Source organism: Kosakonia sp. CFBP8986, from assembly GCF_034044935.1.
Classification (GTDB): Bacteria; Pseudomonadota; Gammaproteobacteria; order Enterobacterales; family Enterobacteriaceae; genus Kosakonia; species Kosakonia cowanii.
In genome coordinates this window covers 202311-216520 of sequence record NZ_JAXCXB010000001.1, presented here as the reverse complement: position 1 = coordinate 216520, position 14210 = coordinate 202311, and the positions used below count along the sequence as shown (strand labels likewise).

The following is a 14210-nucleotide window of genomic DNA, read 5'->3' as shown; positions in this document are numbered from 1 at the left end:
CGGTAATGAAAAGCGTACGCTGGGTGGTGATGGCGATGCTGGTGATGGCGGCGATGAACGTTCGCGCCGCCTGTAGCTGGCCGGCCTGGGACCACTTTAAACAGGCCTATATCAGCGACGGCGGGCGCGTTATCGACCCGAGCGATTCGCGCAAAATCACCACCTCGGAAGGGCAGAGTTATGCGCTCTTCTTCGCGCTGGCGGCTAACGATCGCGCCATGTTCGATAAAGTGCTGCGCTGGACCGAAGATAACCTTGCCGAAGGCTCGCTGAACAAGCAGCTTCCCGCCTGGCTGTGGGGCAAGAAGGCCGATAACGGCTGGGAAGTGCTCGACACCAACTCTGCCTCTGACGCCGATATCTGGATCGCCTGGTCGCTGCTGGAGGCGGGCAGGTTGTGGAAAGAGGATCGCTACAGCCAGTTGGGTAAATCCCTGCTGACGCGGATTGCGAAAGAGGAAGTGGTGACGGTGCCGGGGCTCGGTTCCATGCTGCTGCCGGGTAAGGTCAGCTTCGCTGAACCGACAACGTGGCGCTTCAATCCGAGCTACCTCCCGCCGCAACTGGCGAGCTACTTCACCCGCTTTGGCGCGCCGTGGTCGACGCTGCGTGAAACCAACCTGCGCCTGCTGCTGGAGACCGCGCCGAAAGGCTTCTCGCCGGACTGGGTGCGCTACGAGAAGGGTAAGGGGTGGCAGCTACAGCCAGGTAAAACGCTGGTCAGCAGCTACGATGCCATCCGCGTCTATCTCTGGGTCGGCATGATGAATGATGCCGATCCGCAAAAAGCGCGCCTGCTCAACAAACTGAAGCCGATGGCGACTGCCACCATAAAAAATGGCGTGGTGCCGGAGAAGGTGGATGTTGCCAGCGGGCAGATCCGCGGCGATGGCCCGGTCGGTTTTTCCGCCTCGATGCTTCCCTTCTTGCAGGATCGTGACGCACAGGCCGTGCAGCGCCAGCGCGTTGCTGACCACTATCCCGGCGATGATGCCTACTTCAGCGCGGTGCTGACGCTGTTCGGCCAGGGCTGGGATCAACACCGTTTTCGCTTCACCTCTCGCGGTGAGTTACAACCTGACTGGGGCGCGGAATGCACAAGTTCGTCGTAAGTTTTCTTTGTGTTTCAATCGGCCTCTCGCTGGCACCTGCCGCCGGGGCGGCCGAGCCAACCAGCGCGCAGCAGCAGTTGCTGTCGCAGGTGCGTCTGGGCGAAAGCGCGCGCCGCGAAGATCTGGTGCGCCAGTCGCTCTATCGCCTTGAACTGATCGACCCCGATAACCCTGAAGTGGTGGCGGCGCGTATGCGCTATCTGCTGCGCCAGGGCGACAGTGCCGGTGCGCAGAAACAGCTCGACCGCTTAAAGCAATTGGCACCGGACTCCAGCGCCTATAAAGCATCGGTGACGACGATGGCGCTCTCCTCGGCTGAAGGCCGCCAGGCGCTGCAACAGGCGCGTTTACAAGCTACCACCGGCCACACGCAGGAGGCGATTGCCGCCTATGACGCGCTGTTTAAAGGCAACCCGCCGGAAGGCGATATCGCCGTTGAGTACTGGCTGCTGGTGGCAAAAGTGCCGGCGCGCCACAACGAGGCAGTAAGCCGGTTGCAGGCGCTGAACAGCCGTAACCCAGGAAATGCGCAGTTGCAGGGCGGGCTGGCGCAGATGCTGTTTGCCGACGGGCGCGATGCCGAGGGCTACGCGTTGCTGGAGGAGATGGCGAAATCGAACGCCGGGCGCGACACCGCAGCCGGGCTCTGGTATCAGCAGATCCAGCGTATGCCGGTCAGCGATGCCAGCGTGAAAGCATTACAACATTTTCTGACTATCTTCTCCGCTGGCGACACGGTCGATAACGCCCGTTCCCTGCTGGCGGCGCAGCAAAAACAGCTGGCTGACCCGGCGTTTCGCGCCCGTGCCACCGGCCTTGCGGCAGTCGATGCCGGGCAGGGTGGGAAAGCGATTGGTGAGCTACAGCAGGCGGTTAATGCTAACAGTGCCGACAGCGAAGCCGTCGGCGCGCTGGGCCAGGCTTATTCCCAACGCGGCGATCGCGCCCGCGCGGTGGCGCAGTTTGAAAAAGCGATCGCCATGGATCCAAACAGCGGCAATCGCAGCAAGTGGGACAGCCTGCTGCAAACCAACCGCTACTGGCTGCTGATCCAGCAGGGCGATGCGGCGTTAAAAGCCAATAATCCGGCGCAGGCCGAGCGTTACTACCAGCAGGCAAGGGCAACGGATAACAGCGACAGCTACGCGGTGCTCGGCCTCGGTGACGCGGCGGCGGCGCGCAAAGATAACGCCGCGGCGGAGACCTTCTACCGCCAGGCGCTGCGTATGGACAGTGAAAACACCAATGCCGTGCGCGGGCTGGCCAATATTTACCGCGCCGAGTCGCCGGAAAAAGCCGAAAGCTTTATCCGCTCCCTCAACGCCAGCCAGCGGCGCAGCATCGACGATATTGAACGCGGCCTGAACAATGACCGCTTAGCGCAGCAGTCCGAAGCGCTGGAGAGCAAAGGCGAGTGGGCGCAGGCCGCCGCGCTGCAACGCCAGCGGCTGGCGCTCGATCCGGGCAGCGTCTGGATCACCTACCGGCTGGCGAGCGATCTGCGCCAGGCCGGGCAGGCGAGCGAAGCGGACAGCCTGATGCGCCAACTGGCGACGCAGAAAGCGGGCGATGCGGAGCAGGTTTACGCCTACGGGCTCTATCTCTCCGGCACCGAGCGGGCACAGGCAGCGCTGAATCACCTCAACACGCTGCCGAAAGCGCAGTGGAACAGCAATATCCAGGAGCTGGCCGACCGGCTGCAAAGCAACCAACTGCTGGATCGGGCGAACCGTCTGCGCGACAGTGGCCATGAAGATGAGGCTATCGCTCTATTAACCCAGCAACCGGCGAGCACGCGGCTCGATTTAACCCTTGCCGACTGGGCGCAGCAGCGCGGTGACGCCACCGAGGCGCAGGATTACTATCAGCGCGTGCTCAAGCGCGAACCGGCTAATGAAGAGGCGCTGCTTGGGCTGGCTGAACTCTATGCTTTCAGCGGCAATCCGCTGGCGGCGCGGGCGCAGCTGGCGAAACTGCCTGCGGCCTCAGCCAGCGGCGAACCGCCCTCGATCAATACCCAGCGGCGACTGGCGTTGGTAGAGAATCAGCTTGGCGATAGCGCCAGCGCAAAACGCATTTTTAGCGCCATTGTGCCGCAGGCCAAAGCGCAGCCGCCGTCGATGGAGAGCGCGCTGGTGCTGCGCGATGCCGCACGGTTTGAGGCGCAGAACGGCGCGCCGCAGCAGGCGCTGGAGCACTATAAAGAGGCGATGGTCGCCGCAGGCATTACGCCACAGCGCCCTGCCGATAACGACACTTTTACTCGCCTGACGCGCAACGATGAGCGCGATGACTGGCTGAAGCGCGGCGTGCGCAGCGATGCGGCGGATCTCTATCGCCAGCAGGATCTCAACGTCACGCTGCAACATGAGTACTCCGGCTCCAGCGGCACCGGCGGCTATTCCGATTTGAAAGGCCACACCACCATGTTGCAGGCGGATACGCCGCTGGCAGACGGACGGCTGTTGCTGCGCGCCGACATGGTGGATATGGATGTTGGTACCTTCAGCCAAAAAGCCGATGGCACCTACAGCCCGAACTTTGGTACCTGTGGAGACATTGCTTGCGTGGGCGGTAACCGCCATCAGTCCGATCGCGGCGTCAGTATTGGCGCAGGCTGGCGTAACGAGCGCTGGGGGATGGATATCGGCACTACGCCGATGGGCTTTAACGTTGTCGATGTGGTTGGCGGCGTGAGCTACAGCGGAGATGCCGGGCCGCTCGGTTACACCGTTGATCTGCACCGTCGCGCTATCTCCAGCTCGCTGCTGGCCTTTGGCGGGCAGAAAGATCCCAACACCGGGAAAACCTGGGGCGGGGTGCGCGCCAACGGCGCTACGCTGAGCCTCAGTTACGATAAGGGTGAAGCGAACGGCGTCTGGACAAGCCTCGGCGCGGATACGCTGCAGGGGAAAAACGTCGACGATAACTGGCGCGTGCGCTGGATGACCGGCTACTACTACAAGCTGATTAACGAGAATAATCGGCGCGTTACCGTCGGCCTGAACAACATGATCTGGCACTACGACAAAGACCTGAGCAACTACACGCTGGGCCAGGGCGGTTACTACAGCCCGCAGGAGTACCTCTCGTTCGCGGTGCCGGTGCTGTGGCGTCAACGCACGGAGAACTGGTCGTGGGAGCTGGGCGGTTCCGCGTCGTGGTCCCATTCGCGTAATAAAACCATGCCGCGCTATCCGCGTTTAGATCTCATTCCGTCAGAATTCCGCAATCGCGCACGTGATATCCCTGAGAGCGGAAGCCACAGTAACGGCTTTGGTTATACGGCGCGGGCGCTGGTCGAGCGTCGGGTGACCAACAACTGGTTTGTCGGTGCGGGCATTGATATTCAGCAGGCGAAAGATTACACCCCAAGCCATGGGATGATTTATGTGCGCTACTCCGGCGCGGGCTGGCAGGGCGACATGGATATGCCGCTGCAACCGCTGGTGCCGCAGGCCGACTGGTAAAAATAGACTATTCCTGGCGGAAGATCGCCGCGCATCGGCTGCGTTGCGCGGCGGTTAATCGCATAAGATTCAAAAGGTTATTTCATCTTTTTGCGCCACTCGCGGGCCAATGAGAATCTGCGTAGCCCCTTATCTTAATCGCCCTGCGATAGAGTATACTCTGGCGGCAGAGTCATCCTGACCCATCCTCTGCGCCGATTGTTTCTCTGGAGAGTGATTTTGCGTGTTAGCCGTTCTTTAACCATCAAACAAATGGCCATGGTTGCTGTTGTCTCCATGTTCTTTGTGCTTATTTTTTGCGTTATTTTGCTGTTCCATTTCCTGCAGCAGAATCGCTATAACACGGCTACGCAACTGGAAAGTATCGCCCGCTCTGTGCGCGAACCCCTCTCGGCAGCAATTTTAAAGGCGGATATTCCTGAAGCCGAAGCGATCATCAAACAGATTAAACCCGCCGGGGTGGTAAGCCGCGCCGACGTGATGCTGCCCAACCAGTTTCAGGCGCTGCGCATGCGCTTTATTCCCGAGCGCCCGGTGCCGGTGACCATCACCCGCATGTTTGAGTTGCCGATACAGATCTCACTACCTATCTATTCGCTGGAGCGCCCGGTCAACCCGCAGCCGCTGGCTTACCTTGTGCTGCAGGCAGACTCTTACCGCGTTTATAAGTTTGTTATCAGCACATTATCAACGTTAGTGACGGCTTACTTACTGCTGACGTTAATGCTGACCGTGGCGCTCACCTGGTGTATCAACCGGCTGGTGATGCACCCGCTGCGTAAAATCGCCCGCGAACTGGATGAGATACCGCCGCAGGCGCTGCCCGGCCACCAGTTGCCGCTGCCGCGCCATCATAAAGATGATGAAATTGGCCGCATTGTGCGCAGCTATAACCGCAACCAGCAGCAGCTACAGCATCAGCAGGAGGAGAGCCATGCGCAATCGGTGCGCTTCCCGGTCTCCGAACTGCCGAATAAAGCCGTCCTGCTGGCGCTGCTTGAGCAGGCCGTCACCGCCGATGCGCGCGCGGCGCTGTTGATTATCTCCAGCGATACCCTGCGCGACACCGCCGGAGTGCTGCATGAAGATCAGCGTGAAGTGCTGCTGCTGACGCTGGTGGAGAAGCTCAAATCGGCGCTGTCGCCGGGTATGCTGCTGGCGCAGCTTAATATCAGCGATTTTGCCCTCTTCGCGCCCGCCATTCAGCAGCCCTGGCAGGCGATGAAATTAAGTAAGCAAGTGCTCACTGTTATCAACGAGCGTGTGCCGTTGAAGGGCATTCAGTTGCGTCCTCACGCCAACCTTGGGGTGGCAATGACGGGTGGCACGCACTCTGCTCAGGCGCTTATGCAGCAGGCCACTTCCGCCCTTGCCGCCGCCCAGCGAAATGGCAAAAACCAGATCCACTTCTTCGATGCGCAGCAGCGCGAAGCGGCCCAGCGCTGGCTGTCGCAGGAAGCTGACATTCTCTCTGCTCTTGAGCAGCAGCGTTTTGCGCTCTGGCTGCAACCGCTGCGCGCACAGCCGGATAGCGAAGTGCTCAGCGCCCGTGCGCTGCTGCGTTTACGTAAGTCCGATAATAACGAGGTTGCAGACGCAGAACTGTTCGCGCAAATCGAGGCCTGCGGGCTGACGGGAAAAGTGTGCGACTGGATGCTGGAAGAGGCGTGTCACCTGCTGGCCGACTGGCAGGCACGGGGCATTACGCTGCCGCTGGCGGTGGCGCTTCCCGCTGAGGCGCTGTTGCAGCAGGCGAATGTTGCCAGTGTTGCTGAGCGGCTGCGCCACTACGATCTTCCGCCCCAGAGTTTGCGTCTCGATCTCTGCGAACGTCAGCTCTTTTCCGCTAAGGATGAGGTGGTATCGCCAGATGCCTTTGAGAAGCGCTATCTGGCGGCTGCGGGCGTTGATTAAAATAGTTACTTTGTTACGAGATTGTGCGAGTCAGCTCAAAGTTTTTAACATTCTTGTTTCAGAAACGCTGTAAGCACATTTCTGTCATTCAGGACGGGTGTTATTTTTAATCCGCAGGCTAACCGAAAACCCTATAAAGCCTGAGGTTAATCTCAAGGACACCTTATGAAAACCTCCCTGTTTAAAAGTCTCTACTTTCAGGTCCTGACAGCGATCGCTATCGGTATTTTGCTTGGCCATTACTACCCTGAACTCGGCGCACAGATGAAACCCCTTGGTGATGGCTTCGTGAAGCTCATCAAGATGATCATCGCGCCGGTTATCTTCTGTACCGTTGTTACCGGTATTGCCGGTATGGAGAGCATGAAAGCGGTCGGGCGTACCGGCGCGGTGGCACTGCTCTACTTTGAAATTGTCAGTACGCTGGCGCTGATCATCGGCCTGATTATCGTCAACGTCGTGCAACCCGGCGCAGGGATGAACGTCGACCCCTCCACACTCGATGCCAAGGCGGTAGCGGTCTACGCCGAACAGGCGCAGTCGCAGGGGATTGTGGCGTTTATTATGGATGTCATCCCGGCGAGCGTGATTGGCGCTTTCGCCAGCGGTAACATCCTGCAAGTGCTGCTCTTCGCCGTGCTGTTTGGTTTTGCCCTGCATCGCCTGGGCCACAAAGGCCAGCTGATTTTTAACGTCATCGAAAGCTTCTCGCAGGTGATTTTCGGCATCATCAACATGATCATGCGACTGGCACCCATCGGTGCGTTCGGGGCGATGGCCTTCACCATCGGTAAATATGGCGTCGGGTCGCTGGTGCAGCTGGGTCAGCTGATCATCTGCTTCTACGCTACCTGTATTCTGTTTGTGGTGATTGTGCTCGGGACTATCGCCCGCGTCACCGGCTTCAACATCTTCAAATTCATTCGCTATATCCGCGAAGAGTTGCTGATTGTGCTGGGGACCTCCTCCTCCGAATCGGCGCTGCCGCGCATGCTGGAGAAGATGGAGCGCCTGGGCTGCCGCAAATCGGTGGTAGGTCTGGTGATCCCGACCGGTTATTCGTTTAACCTGGATGGCACCTCTATCTACCTGACGATGGCGGCGGTGTTTATCGCCCAGGCAACCAACAGCCATATGGATATTTTCCATCAGATCACTCTGCTGGTGGTGCTGCTGCTCTCCTCCAAAGGGGCGGCCGGGGTTACGGGTAGCGGCTTTATCGTGCTGGCGGCGACGCTCTCTGCGGTTGGCCACCTGCCGGTTGCGGGCCTGGCTCTGATCCTCGGTATTGACCGCTTTATGTCCGAAGCGCGTGCGCTGACCAACCTGGTCGGTAACGGCGTGGCGACCATTGTGGTGGCGAAATGGGTTAAAGAGCTGGATGAAAAACAGCTCAACGATACGCTTAATAATCGAACCAGCGCCGCAAAAACGTCAGAAATCTCTTCATAATTTCAAGACTTACGCCCGTAGTCCTTGTCTGACTACGGGCAGCTAAGCATAATTACCCTCTTGCTTCCGTCACAATTCACGCTGAATTTTCGGGATTCTTCACTTCGCGCTGTGACGTTTTGCGTTTCCTGCGGTCTAAAAGCGGAGTGTTTTATGTCTGTCCATTGACCTATGGGCGGCATACTTTTTAACCAGGAATGTTGATTAGGGGTTCTCATGCAGGGCACAAAAATTCGATTGTTAACAGGCGGGTTGCTGATGTTGGCAGCGGCCGGTTATGTGCAGGCAGAGGCGCTCCAGCCCGATCCGGCATGGCAACAAGGCAAGCTGGCGAATGGTTTCCAGTGGCAGGTTCTCTCCACTCCGCAGCGCCCCAGCGATCGTATTGAAATCCGACTCTCGATTGATACCGGCTCGCTCACTGAAAATGCGCAGCAGAGCGGTTTCAGTCACGTTATTCCCCGCGTTGCCTTAACCCATAGCGGCCGCCTCGAACCGGCGCAGGTGCGATCTCTCTGGCAACAGGGTATTGACCCGAAACGCCCGCTGCCGCCGGCGCTGGTCTCCTACGAATACACGCTCTATAACCTCAGCCTGCCGAATAACCGCAGCGATCTGCTGAAAGAGGCGATGGTCTACCTGGCTGATGCCGCCGGGAAACTCACCGTTACCCCAGAGACGGTAAACTACGCGCTGAGCAGCAATGATATGGTCGCGACCTGGCCTGCCGACACCAAAGAGAGCTGGTGGCGCTACCGCCTGAAAGGGTCGTCGCTGCTGAGCCACGATCCGGCGGCCGAGGTGAAAGCGCCGGTCGATGCCGCGCAGCTGAAAGATTTCTATGAAAAATGGTATACGCCGGATGCGATGACGCTGATTGTGGTCGGTAACGTCGACAGTCGCGCGGTCGCCGAGCAGATCACCAAAACCTTTGGCGAGCTGAAAGGCAAACGCCAGACGCCGACGCCGGTCGCGACGCTTTCGCCGCTGCCGCATCAGCCGGTGAGCCTGATGAGCGAGGCGGTCACCCAGGATCGTCTGTCAATCATGTGGGAGTCGGCCTGGCAGCCAATCCGCGAATCGGCGGAGCTGGAGCGCTACTGGCGGGCAGATTTAGCCCGTGAAGCGCTGTTCTGGCACGTTCAGCAGAGCCTCAACAAGAACAATGCCAAAGATCTGAGCCTCGGCTTCGACTGCCGCGTGCTGTTCCAGCGTGCGCAGTGCGCCATTAACGTTGATTCGCCAAACGACAAGCTGAACGCCAACACCGGCGTGATTGCGCGTGAGCTGGCGAAAGTGCGGGAAAAAGGGCTGCCGGAAGAGGAGCTGAAGGCGCTGATTGCGCAGAAGTCCCTCGAACTGCAAAAGCTGTTTGCCACTTATGCGCGCGCCGATACCGATATTCTCATCAGCCAGCGGATGCGCTCCCTGCAAAACCAGGTGGTGGATATCGCGCCGGAGCAGTACCAGAAACTGCGCCAGCGTTTTCTCGACAACCTGACGCCGCAGATGCTGAACCAGGATCTGCACCAGCAGCTGTCGCAGGAGATGACGCTGGTGCTGATGCAGCCGAAAGGCGAGCCGGAGCATAACATGCAGGATTTGCAGGCAACGTGGGACGAGGTGATGAAACCGCAGACCGCCGCGCCCGCCGCCGCCAGTGAGGATGTGCGACCGGATGTGTCGGATATCCCACCGCAGCAGTAAGTAAGCATAAAATGGGGCCGTAACTTCGGCCCCATTGAATATCCAGAGTAGTTCATCTAAAACAAGGCTGTTGTGGTGAAGAAATACCTCTCTCTCCTTCTACCTCTCTTTCTCGCAGGTTGTCCGATGGGCGATCGCATCAATATGCGCTTCGCGCAATCTACGGCGGTAAATAACCAGCTCTGTGTATCGGTAGAAGAACCGGATGCGGGAGAGAAGGTGCTGGAAATATGGGTCTGGGATATCACCAACGCCCGGCAAGTCTATGAAAAATCATATGCCACAGCGCCGCAGTTGCTTGAGCCTGGCAAATGCATTTCTGGCCTGGAAGCCTTTGCCTTCAAAGAGGGCAATAAATATAACGTCTCTGTGGGTACAGGGTTACGTTCATATGAGGCTCGATTCTCAGTATCGAAGCAGGGTAAGACGCTGGTGGTGAATGAGTTAAAGAACTAAAACAGTCGCCCCGCATAACGACGGGGCGACTTAACGCTATTACTCCGGCATTGCCTCGCGCGGGATAATCGCTCCGCGATACTGGATAACGGTGCTGGCGGTAAGGTGTCCGCGTTTCGCCGCTTCAGAAGCGTCACCGCCGGTCAGGCGCACGGCAAGGTAACCGGCGCTGAAAGAGTCGCCCGCTGCCGTGGTATCGATCACTTTCTCTTTCGGCAGCTTCACTGCCGGGATCTCAATCACCGCTTCGCCGGCAATTGCCACCAGGCAGGACTCTGCGCCGCGCTTGATCACCACTTCACTGACACCCGCTTGCTGGGTGCGCTCAATCACCGTTTCCACCGGCTGCTCGCCCCAGAGCAGATCTTCATCATCCAGCGTCAGGAAGGCGATATCGGTGCAGGCGAGCATCTGCTGATAGACCTCGCGGGTCTCCTCTTTGCTCGCCCACAGGCGCGGCCGATAGTTATTATCGAAAATCACTTTGCCGCCGTTGGCGCGGCACTCTTTCAGCAGTGACAGAAGCTTCGCCCGGCTGCCGGGGCTGAGGATTGCCAGGCTAATGCCGCTCAGGTAGAGGTAGTCGAAGGTCGCCAGTTTTTCGCAAATTTCCGCTGACTGCTCGCTCTCCAGCCAGAATTTCGCCGCCGCTTCGTTACGCCAGTAGTAGAAGGTGCGCTCGCCGCTGCTGTCGGTTTCGATGTAGTAGAGACCCGGCAGACGGTTCTCCATACGCTGCGTCAGGCTGGTATCAACCGCTTCCTGCTGCCAGGCGTCGAGCATCTGCTGGCTGAAGTTGTCGGTGCCGAGCGCGGTAACGTAATGCACCGCCAGCGCCGACGGATTGACCTGGCGGGCGATATAAACAGAGGTGTTCAGCGTGTCGCCACCAAAGCCACGGTTAACTTCTGCGCCTTTTTGTGACAGCTCAATCATGCATTCGCCGATGACGGCAATTTTCCTGGACATAGTCGTAACCTGAATCAGATAAATTATCGCTAGTGTGCGATGGGGCTGTTTTGTGGTCAACTATATTAAAACATCGTTCCACTATTTTTTTGAGCTAAGACGTATTACCTGCAATTAGCACGCTACGCTTTTTCCGTTTTGCCGGGCAACCCGAGGTAAAGTTCTCAGCACACCCGCCGATAACCTGTTGACGAGTTCCTCCAGATCATCCCCATCGACAGGACAGCAGAAATGACGTTACAGCAGGTCAACATGCCGCCAGACATTCCTCATATGAATGTCGAAAGCTTGCACGAGCACCGTTACTGGCTGCAGTGCGAGCGTGCGTACACTTACCAGCCCATCTATAAAACCGATGGTCGTCTGATGGCGATTGAAGTGCTGACCGTAGTAACTCACCCCTCGCAGCCGGAAAAACGTATCGCGCCCGATCGCTACTTCTCAGAAGTGCCGGTGCGCCAGCGTATTGATGTGGTGCATGAACAGCTTGCGCTGTTGGCGAAGCAGAAAGCGTTCTTTGCGCAGCACGGCGTGCTGGCGTCGGTGAATGTCGATGGCCCAACGCTGCTGGCGATGCGGCAGTATGGTGACGTCATGGCGCTGGTCGATTCGCTGCCGTGGATCCGCTTCGAACTCGTGGAGCATATTGGCTTACCACAGGACTCGTCGTTTGCTTCCATCTGCGAGATTGGCCCGCTGTGGCTGGATGATTTTGGTACCGGCATGGCCAACTTCTCCGCGCTGAGCGAAGTGCGTTATGACTACATCAAAATCGCGCGGGAGCTCTTTATGATGCTACGCAAAACGCCGGAAGGGCAGAATCTCTTCACCCTGCTGCTGCAACTGATGAACCACTACTGCCAGGGGGTGATCGTCGAAGGCGTCGAAACGCTGGAGGAGTGGCGCGATGTGCAAAACTCGCCCGCCTTTGCCGCGCAGGGCTATTTCCTCTCGCGTCCGGTTCCGTTGGCCAATCTTGAGAATGTAATTCTCGATCTTTAACCGCTGCCCTTTCCGCCAGGTCTACTATCTTTATGAGAGGTAAGGCTTTAAAGGAAAAGGCATATCAATGACAAGAACGAGCAAAATAGTGACGGCGGTGGTGTCGACGCTGCTGTTAGTGATTGTGGTGGCCATCGTCATCATTGCGACATTTGACTGGAACCGGCTTAAACCCACCATCAATGAAAAAGTCTCCACTGAGCTGAATCGCCCCTTCGCGATCCGCGGCGATCTCGGCGTTAACTGGGCGCGACCAAAAGAGGAGACCGGCTGGCGCAGCTGGATCCCATGGCCGCATATTCACGCCGAAGATATTATTCTGGGTAACCCGCCGGGGATCGATGAGATCACCATGGTGCATCTGCCGCGCGTAGACGCGACGATTTCGCCGTTAGCACTGTTTACCAAAACCGTTTATCTGCCGTGGATCAAGCTGCAACAGCCCGATGCGCGGCTGATTCGCCGCTCGGAAAAGCTCAACAACTGGACCTTTACCCTCGCAGCGGATGAGAACGCCGATGCCAACGCTAAACCCTCATCCTGGTCATTCCGTCTCGATAACATCCTGTTTGATAAAGGACGAATTGTCATTGATGACGCGGTGAGCCGCGCCGACATGACCATTCAGGTCGATCCGCTGGGCAAACCGCTGCCGTTCAGCGAAGTGACCGGTAAAAAGGATGACAGCAACAAAGCGGGCGATTATGTCTTCGGCCTGAAGGCGAAAGGGCGCTACAACGACCAGCCGTTGAGCGGCGAAGGTAAAATTGGCGGCATGCTGTCGCTGCGCAGCGAAACGACGCCATTCCCGGTGCAGGCGGATTTCCGCTCCGGTAACACCCGCGTGGCGTTTGTCGGCACGGTGAAAGATCCGATGAATATGGGCGGCGTCGATCTGAAGCTGAAGTTTGGCGGCGATTCGCTGGGCGATCTCTATGAACTGACCGGCGTGCTGCTGCCCGATACACCGCCGTTTGAAACGGATGGTCGTCTGGTGGCGAAACTCAACGGCGACAAAGGTGCGGTCTATGACTATCGCAACTTCAACGGCCATATCGGCGAGAGCGATATTCACGGCACCCTGACCTATACCAATGGCAAACCGCGCCCGAAACTGGAGGGCGATGTCGAGTCGCGCCAGCTGCGTCTGGCGGATCTCGGGCCGCTGATTGGCGTCGATTCTGGTAAAGGGGCCGAGCAGTCGAAGAAATCGGAGCAGAAAAAGGGCGAGAAATCTGTGCAGCCTGCCGACAAAGTGCTGCCTTACGATCGCTTTGAAACGGATAAGTGGAACGTGATGGATGCGGATGTGCGCTTTAAAGGCCGCCGCATTGAGCACGGCTCCTCGCTGCCGATTAGCGATCTCACCACCCATATCCTGCTGAAAAACGCTGACCTGCGCCTGCAACCGCTGAAGTTTGGCCTCGCGGGCGGCATTATCTCATCGAACATTCATCTCGAAGGGGATAAGAAGCCGATGCAGGGTAGCGCCACTATTCAGGCGCGTAAGCTGAAGCTGAAACAGCTGATGCCCGATGTTGAGCTGATGCAGAAAACCCTCGGCGAGATGAACGGTGATGCTGAATTCCGCGGCGTCGGCAACTCGGTAGCGGCCCTGCTCGGCACCAGCAACGGTAACCTGAAGCTGCTGATGAACGACGGGCTGATAAGCCGCAACCTGATGGAGATCGTCGGCCTCAACGTCGGGAACTATGTGGTCGGCCAACTGTTTGGCGATGATGAAGTGCGCGTCAACTGCGCGGCGGCTAACCTCGATCTGGTTAACGGCGTTGCCCGGCCGCAGATCTTCGCCTTCGATACGGAAAACGCGCTGATTAATATTACCGGCACCGCCAGCATGGCTTCTGAACAGCTCGACCTGACCATCAACCCGGAGAGCAAAGGGGTGCGCATCGTGACGCTGCGTTCACCACTCTATGTGCGCGGTAGCTTTAAGAACCCGCAGGCCGGTGTGAAACCGGGTCCGCTGATTGCCCGTGGCGCAGTGGCGGCCGCGCTGGCAACGCTGGTGACGCCAGCCGCCGCGCTGCTGGCGCTTATCTCCCCGTCGGAAGGCGAAGAGAACCAGTGCCAGGCGATTCTGTCACAGATGAAACGCTAAAGGGAA

The 14210-nt window shown here is 58.2% G+C and carries 8 protein-coding genes and 1 pseudogene; 8 read left to right on the top strand and 1 reads right to left on the bottom strand.

The features are described 5' to 3' along the window. Window positions 1-5: 5 nt before the first annotated feature. The 6 genes and pseudogenes from bcsZ to SOM48_RS00980 all read left to right on the top strand — a co-directional run bounded on the left by bcsZ (window position 6) and on the right by SOM48_RS00980 (window position 10111). Window positions 6-1112: a cellulose synthase complex periplasmic endoglucanase BcsZ gene (gene bcsZ / locus SOM48_RS01005; protein WP_128481927.1), complete on the top strand. Its 1107-nt coding sequence runs from the start codon at window positions 6-8 to the stop codon at window positions 1110-1112. Next, a complete protein-coding gene (bcsC, locus tag SOM48_RS01000) occupies window positions 1094-4582 on the top strand; it encodes a cellulose synthase complex outer membrane protein BcsC (protein WP_320511245.1) in 3489 nt (1162 codons plus the stop codon). The genes bcsZ and bcsC overlap by 19 nt, the downstream gene beginning before the upstream one ends. 219 nt (window positions 4583-4801) lie before the next feature. Next, window positions 4802-6448: pseudogene (locus SOM48_RS00995) on the top strand (EAL domain-containing protein); the annotation flags it as partial. A 213-nt stretch (window positions 6449-6661) separates the two neighbouring features. Continuing rightward, window positions 6662-7948, top strand: coding sequence for a dicarboxylate/amino acid:cation symporter (locus SOM48_RS00990; RefSeq protein ID WP_023482021.1), 1287 nt, complete (start codon window positions 6662-6664; stop codon window positions 7946-7948). A 216-nt stretch (window positions 7949-8164) separates the two neighbouring features. Further along, window positions 8165-9655 carry a M16 family metallopeptidase gene (locus SOM48_RS00985; protein ID WP_054802680.1) on the top strand — a complete coding sequence of 497 codons (1491 nt, stop codon included), beginning with the start codon at window positions 8165-8167 and terminating at the stop codon, window positions 9653-9655. A 72-nt stretch (window positions 9656-9727) separates the two neighbouring features. Beyond that, window positions 9728-10111 (top strand): putative T6SS immunity periplasmic lipoprotein, encoded by a 384-nt coding sequence (locus SOM48_RS00980; RefSeq protein ID WP_337250883.1) that lies wholly within the window; start codon window positions 9728-9730, stop codon window positions 10109-10111. A gap of 39 nt (window positions 10112-10150) precedes the next feature. On the opposite strand, the gene kdgK is transcribed toward SOM48_RS00980, so the two are convergent. Further along, complete coding sequence (gene kdgK / locus SOM48_RS00975; RefSeq protein ID WP_319551200.1) at window positions 10151-11080, bottom strand: 2-dehydro-3-deoxygluconokinase; 930 nt, start codon at window positions 11078-11080, stop codon at window positions 10151-10153. 231 nt (window positions 11081-11311) lie between these two features. Here kdgK and pdeH point away from each other — a divergent pair, with 231 nt between their 5' ends. Together pdeH and SOM48_RS00965 are read left to right on the top strand one after the other, a co-directional pair. Next, window positions 11312-12082, top strand: a complete 771-nt coding sequence (gene pdeH / locus SOM48_RS00970) for a cyclic-guanylate-specific phosphodiesterase (protein ID WP_139966487.1) — start codon at window positions 11312-11314, stop codon at window positions 12080-12082. Window positions 12083-12149: 67 nt separating this feature from the next. Further along, on the top strand, window positions 12150-14204 hold the full coding sequence (locus tag SOM48_RS00965) for an AsmA family protein (RefSeq protein WP_076769360.1): 2055 nt from the start codon (window positions 12150-12152) through the stop codon (window positions 14202-14204). Window positions 14205-14210: the final 6 nt, after the last annotated feature.

What these genes read in the sequence shown, in the direction of transcription:
- SOM48_RS00965 (WP_076769360.1), top strand. Translation starts at nt 12,150, where the DNA reads ATGACAAGAACGAGCAAAATAGTGACGGCGGTGGTGTCGACGCTGCTG.
- bcsZ (WP_128481927.1), top strand. Translation starts at nt 6, where the DNA reads ATGAAAAGCGTACGCTGGGTGGTGATGGCGATGCTGGTGATGGCGGCG.
- kdgK (WP_319551200.1), bottom strand. Translation starts at nt 11,080, where the DNA reads ATGTCCAGGAAAATTGCCGTCATCGGCGAATGCATGATTGAGCTGTCA.
- pdeH (WP_139966487.1), top strand. Translation starts at nt 11,312, where the DNA reads ATGACGTTACAGCAGGTCAACATGCCGCCAGACATTCCTCATATGAAT.
- SOM48_RS00985 (WP_054802680.1), top strand. Translation starts at nt 8,165, where the DNA reads ATGCAGGGCACAAAAATTCGATTGTTAACAGGCGGGTTGCTGATGTTG.
- bcsC (WP_320511245.1), top strand. Translation starts at nt 1,094, where the DNA reads ATGCACAAGTTCGTCGTAAGTTTTCTTTGTGTTTCAATCGGCCTCTCG.
- SOM48_RS00990 (WP_023482021.1), top strand. Translation starts at nt 6,662, where the DNA reads ATGAAAACCTCCCTGTTTAAAAGTCTCTACTTTCAGGTCCTGACAGCG.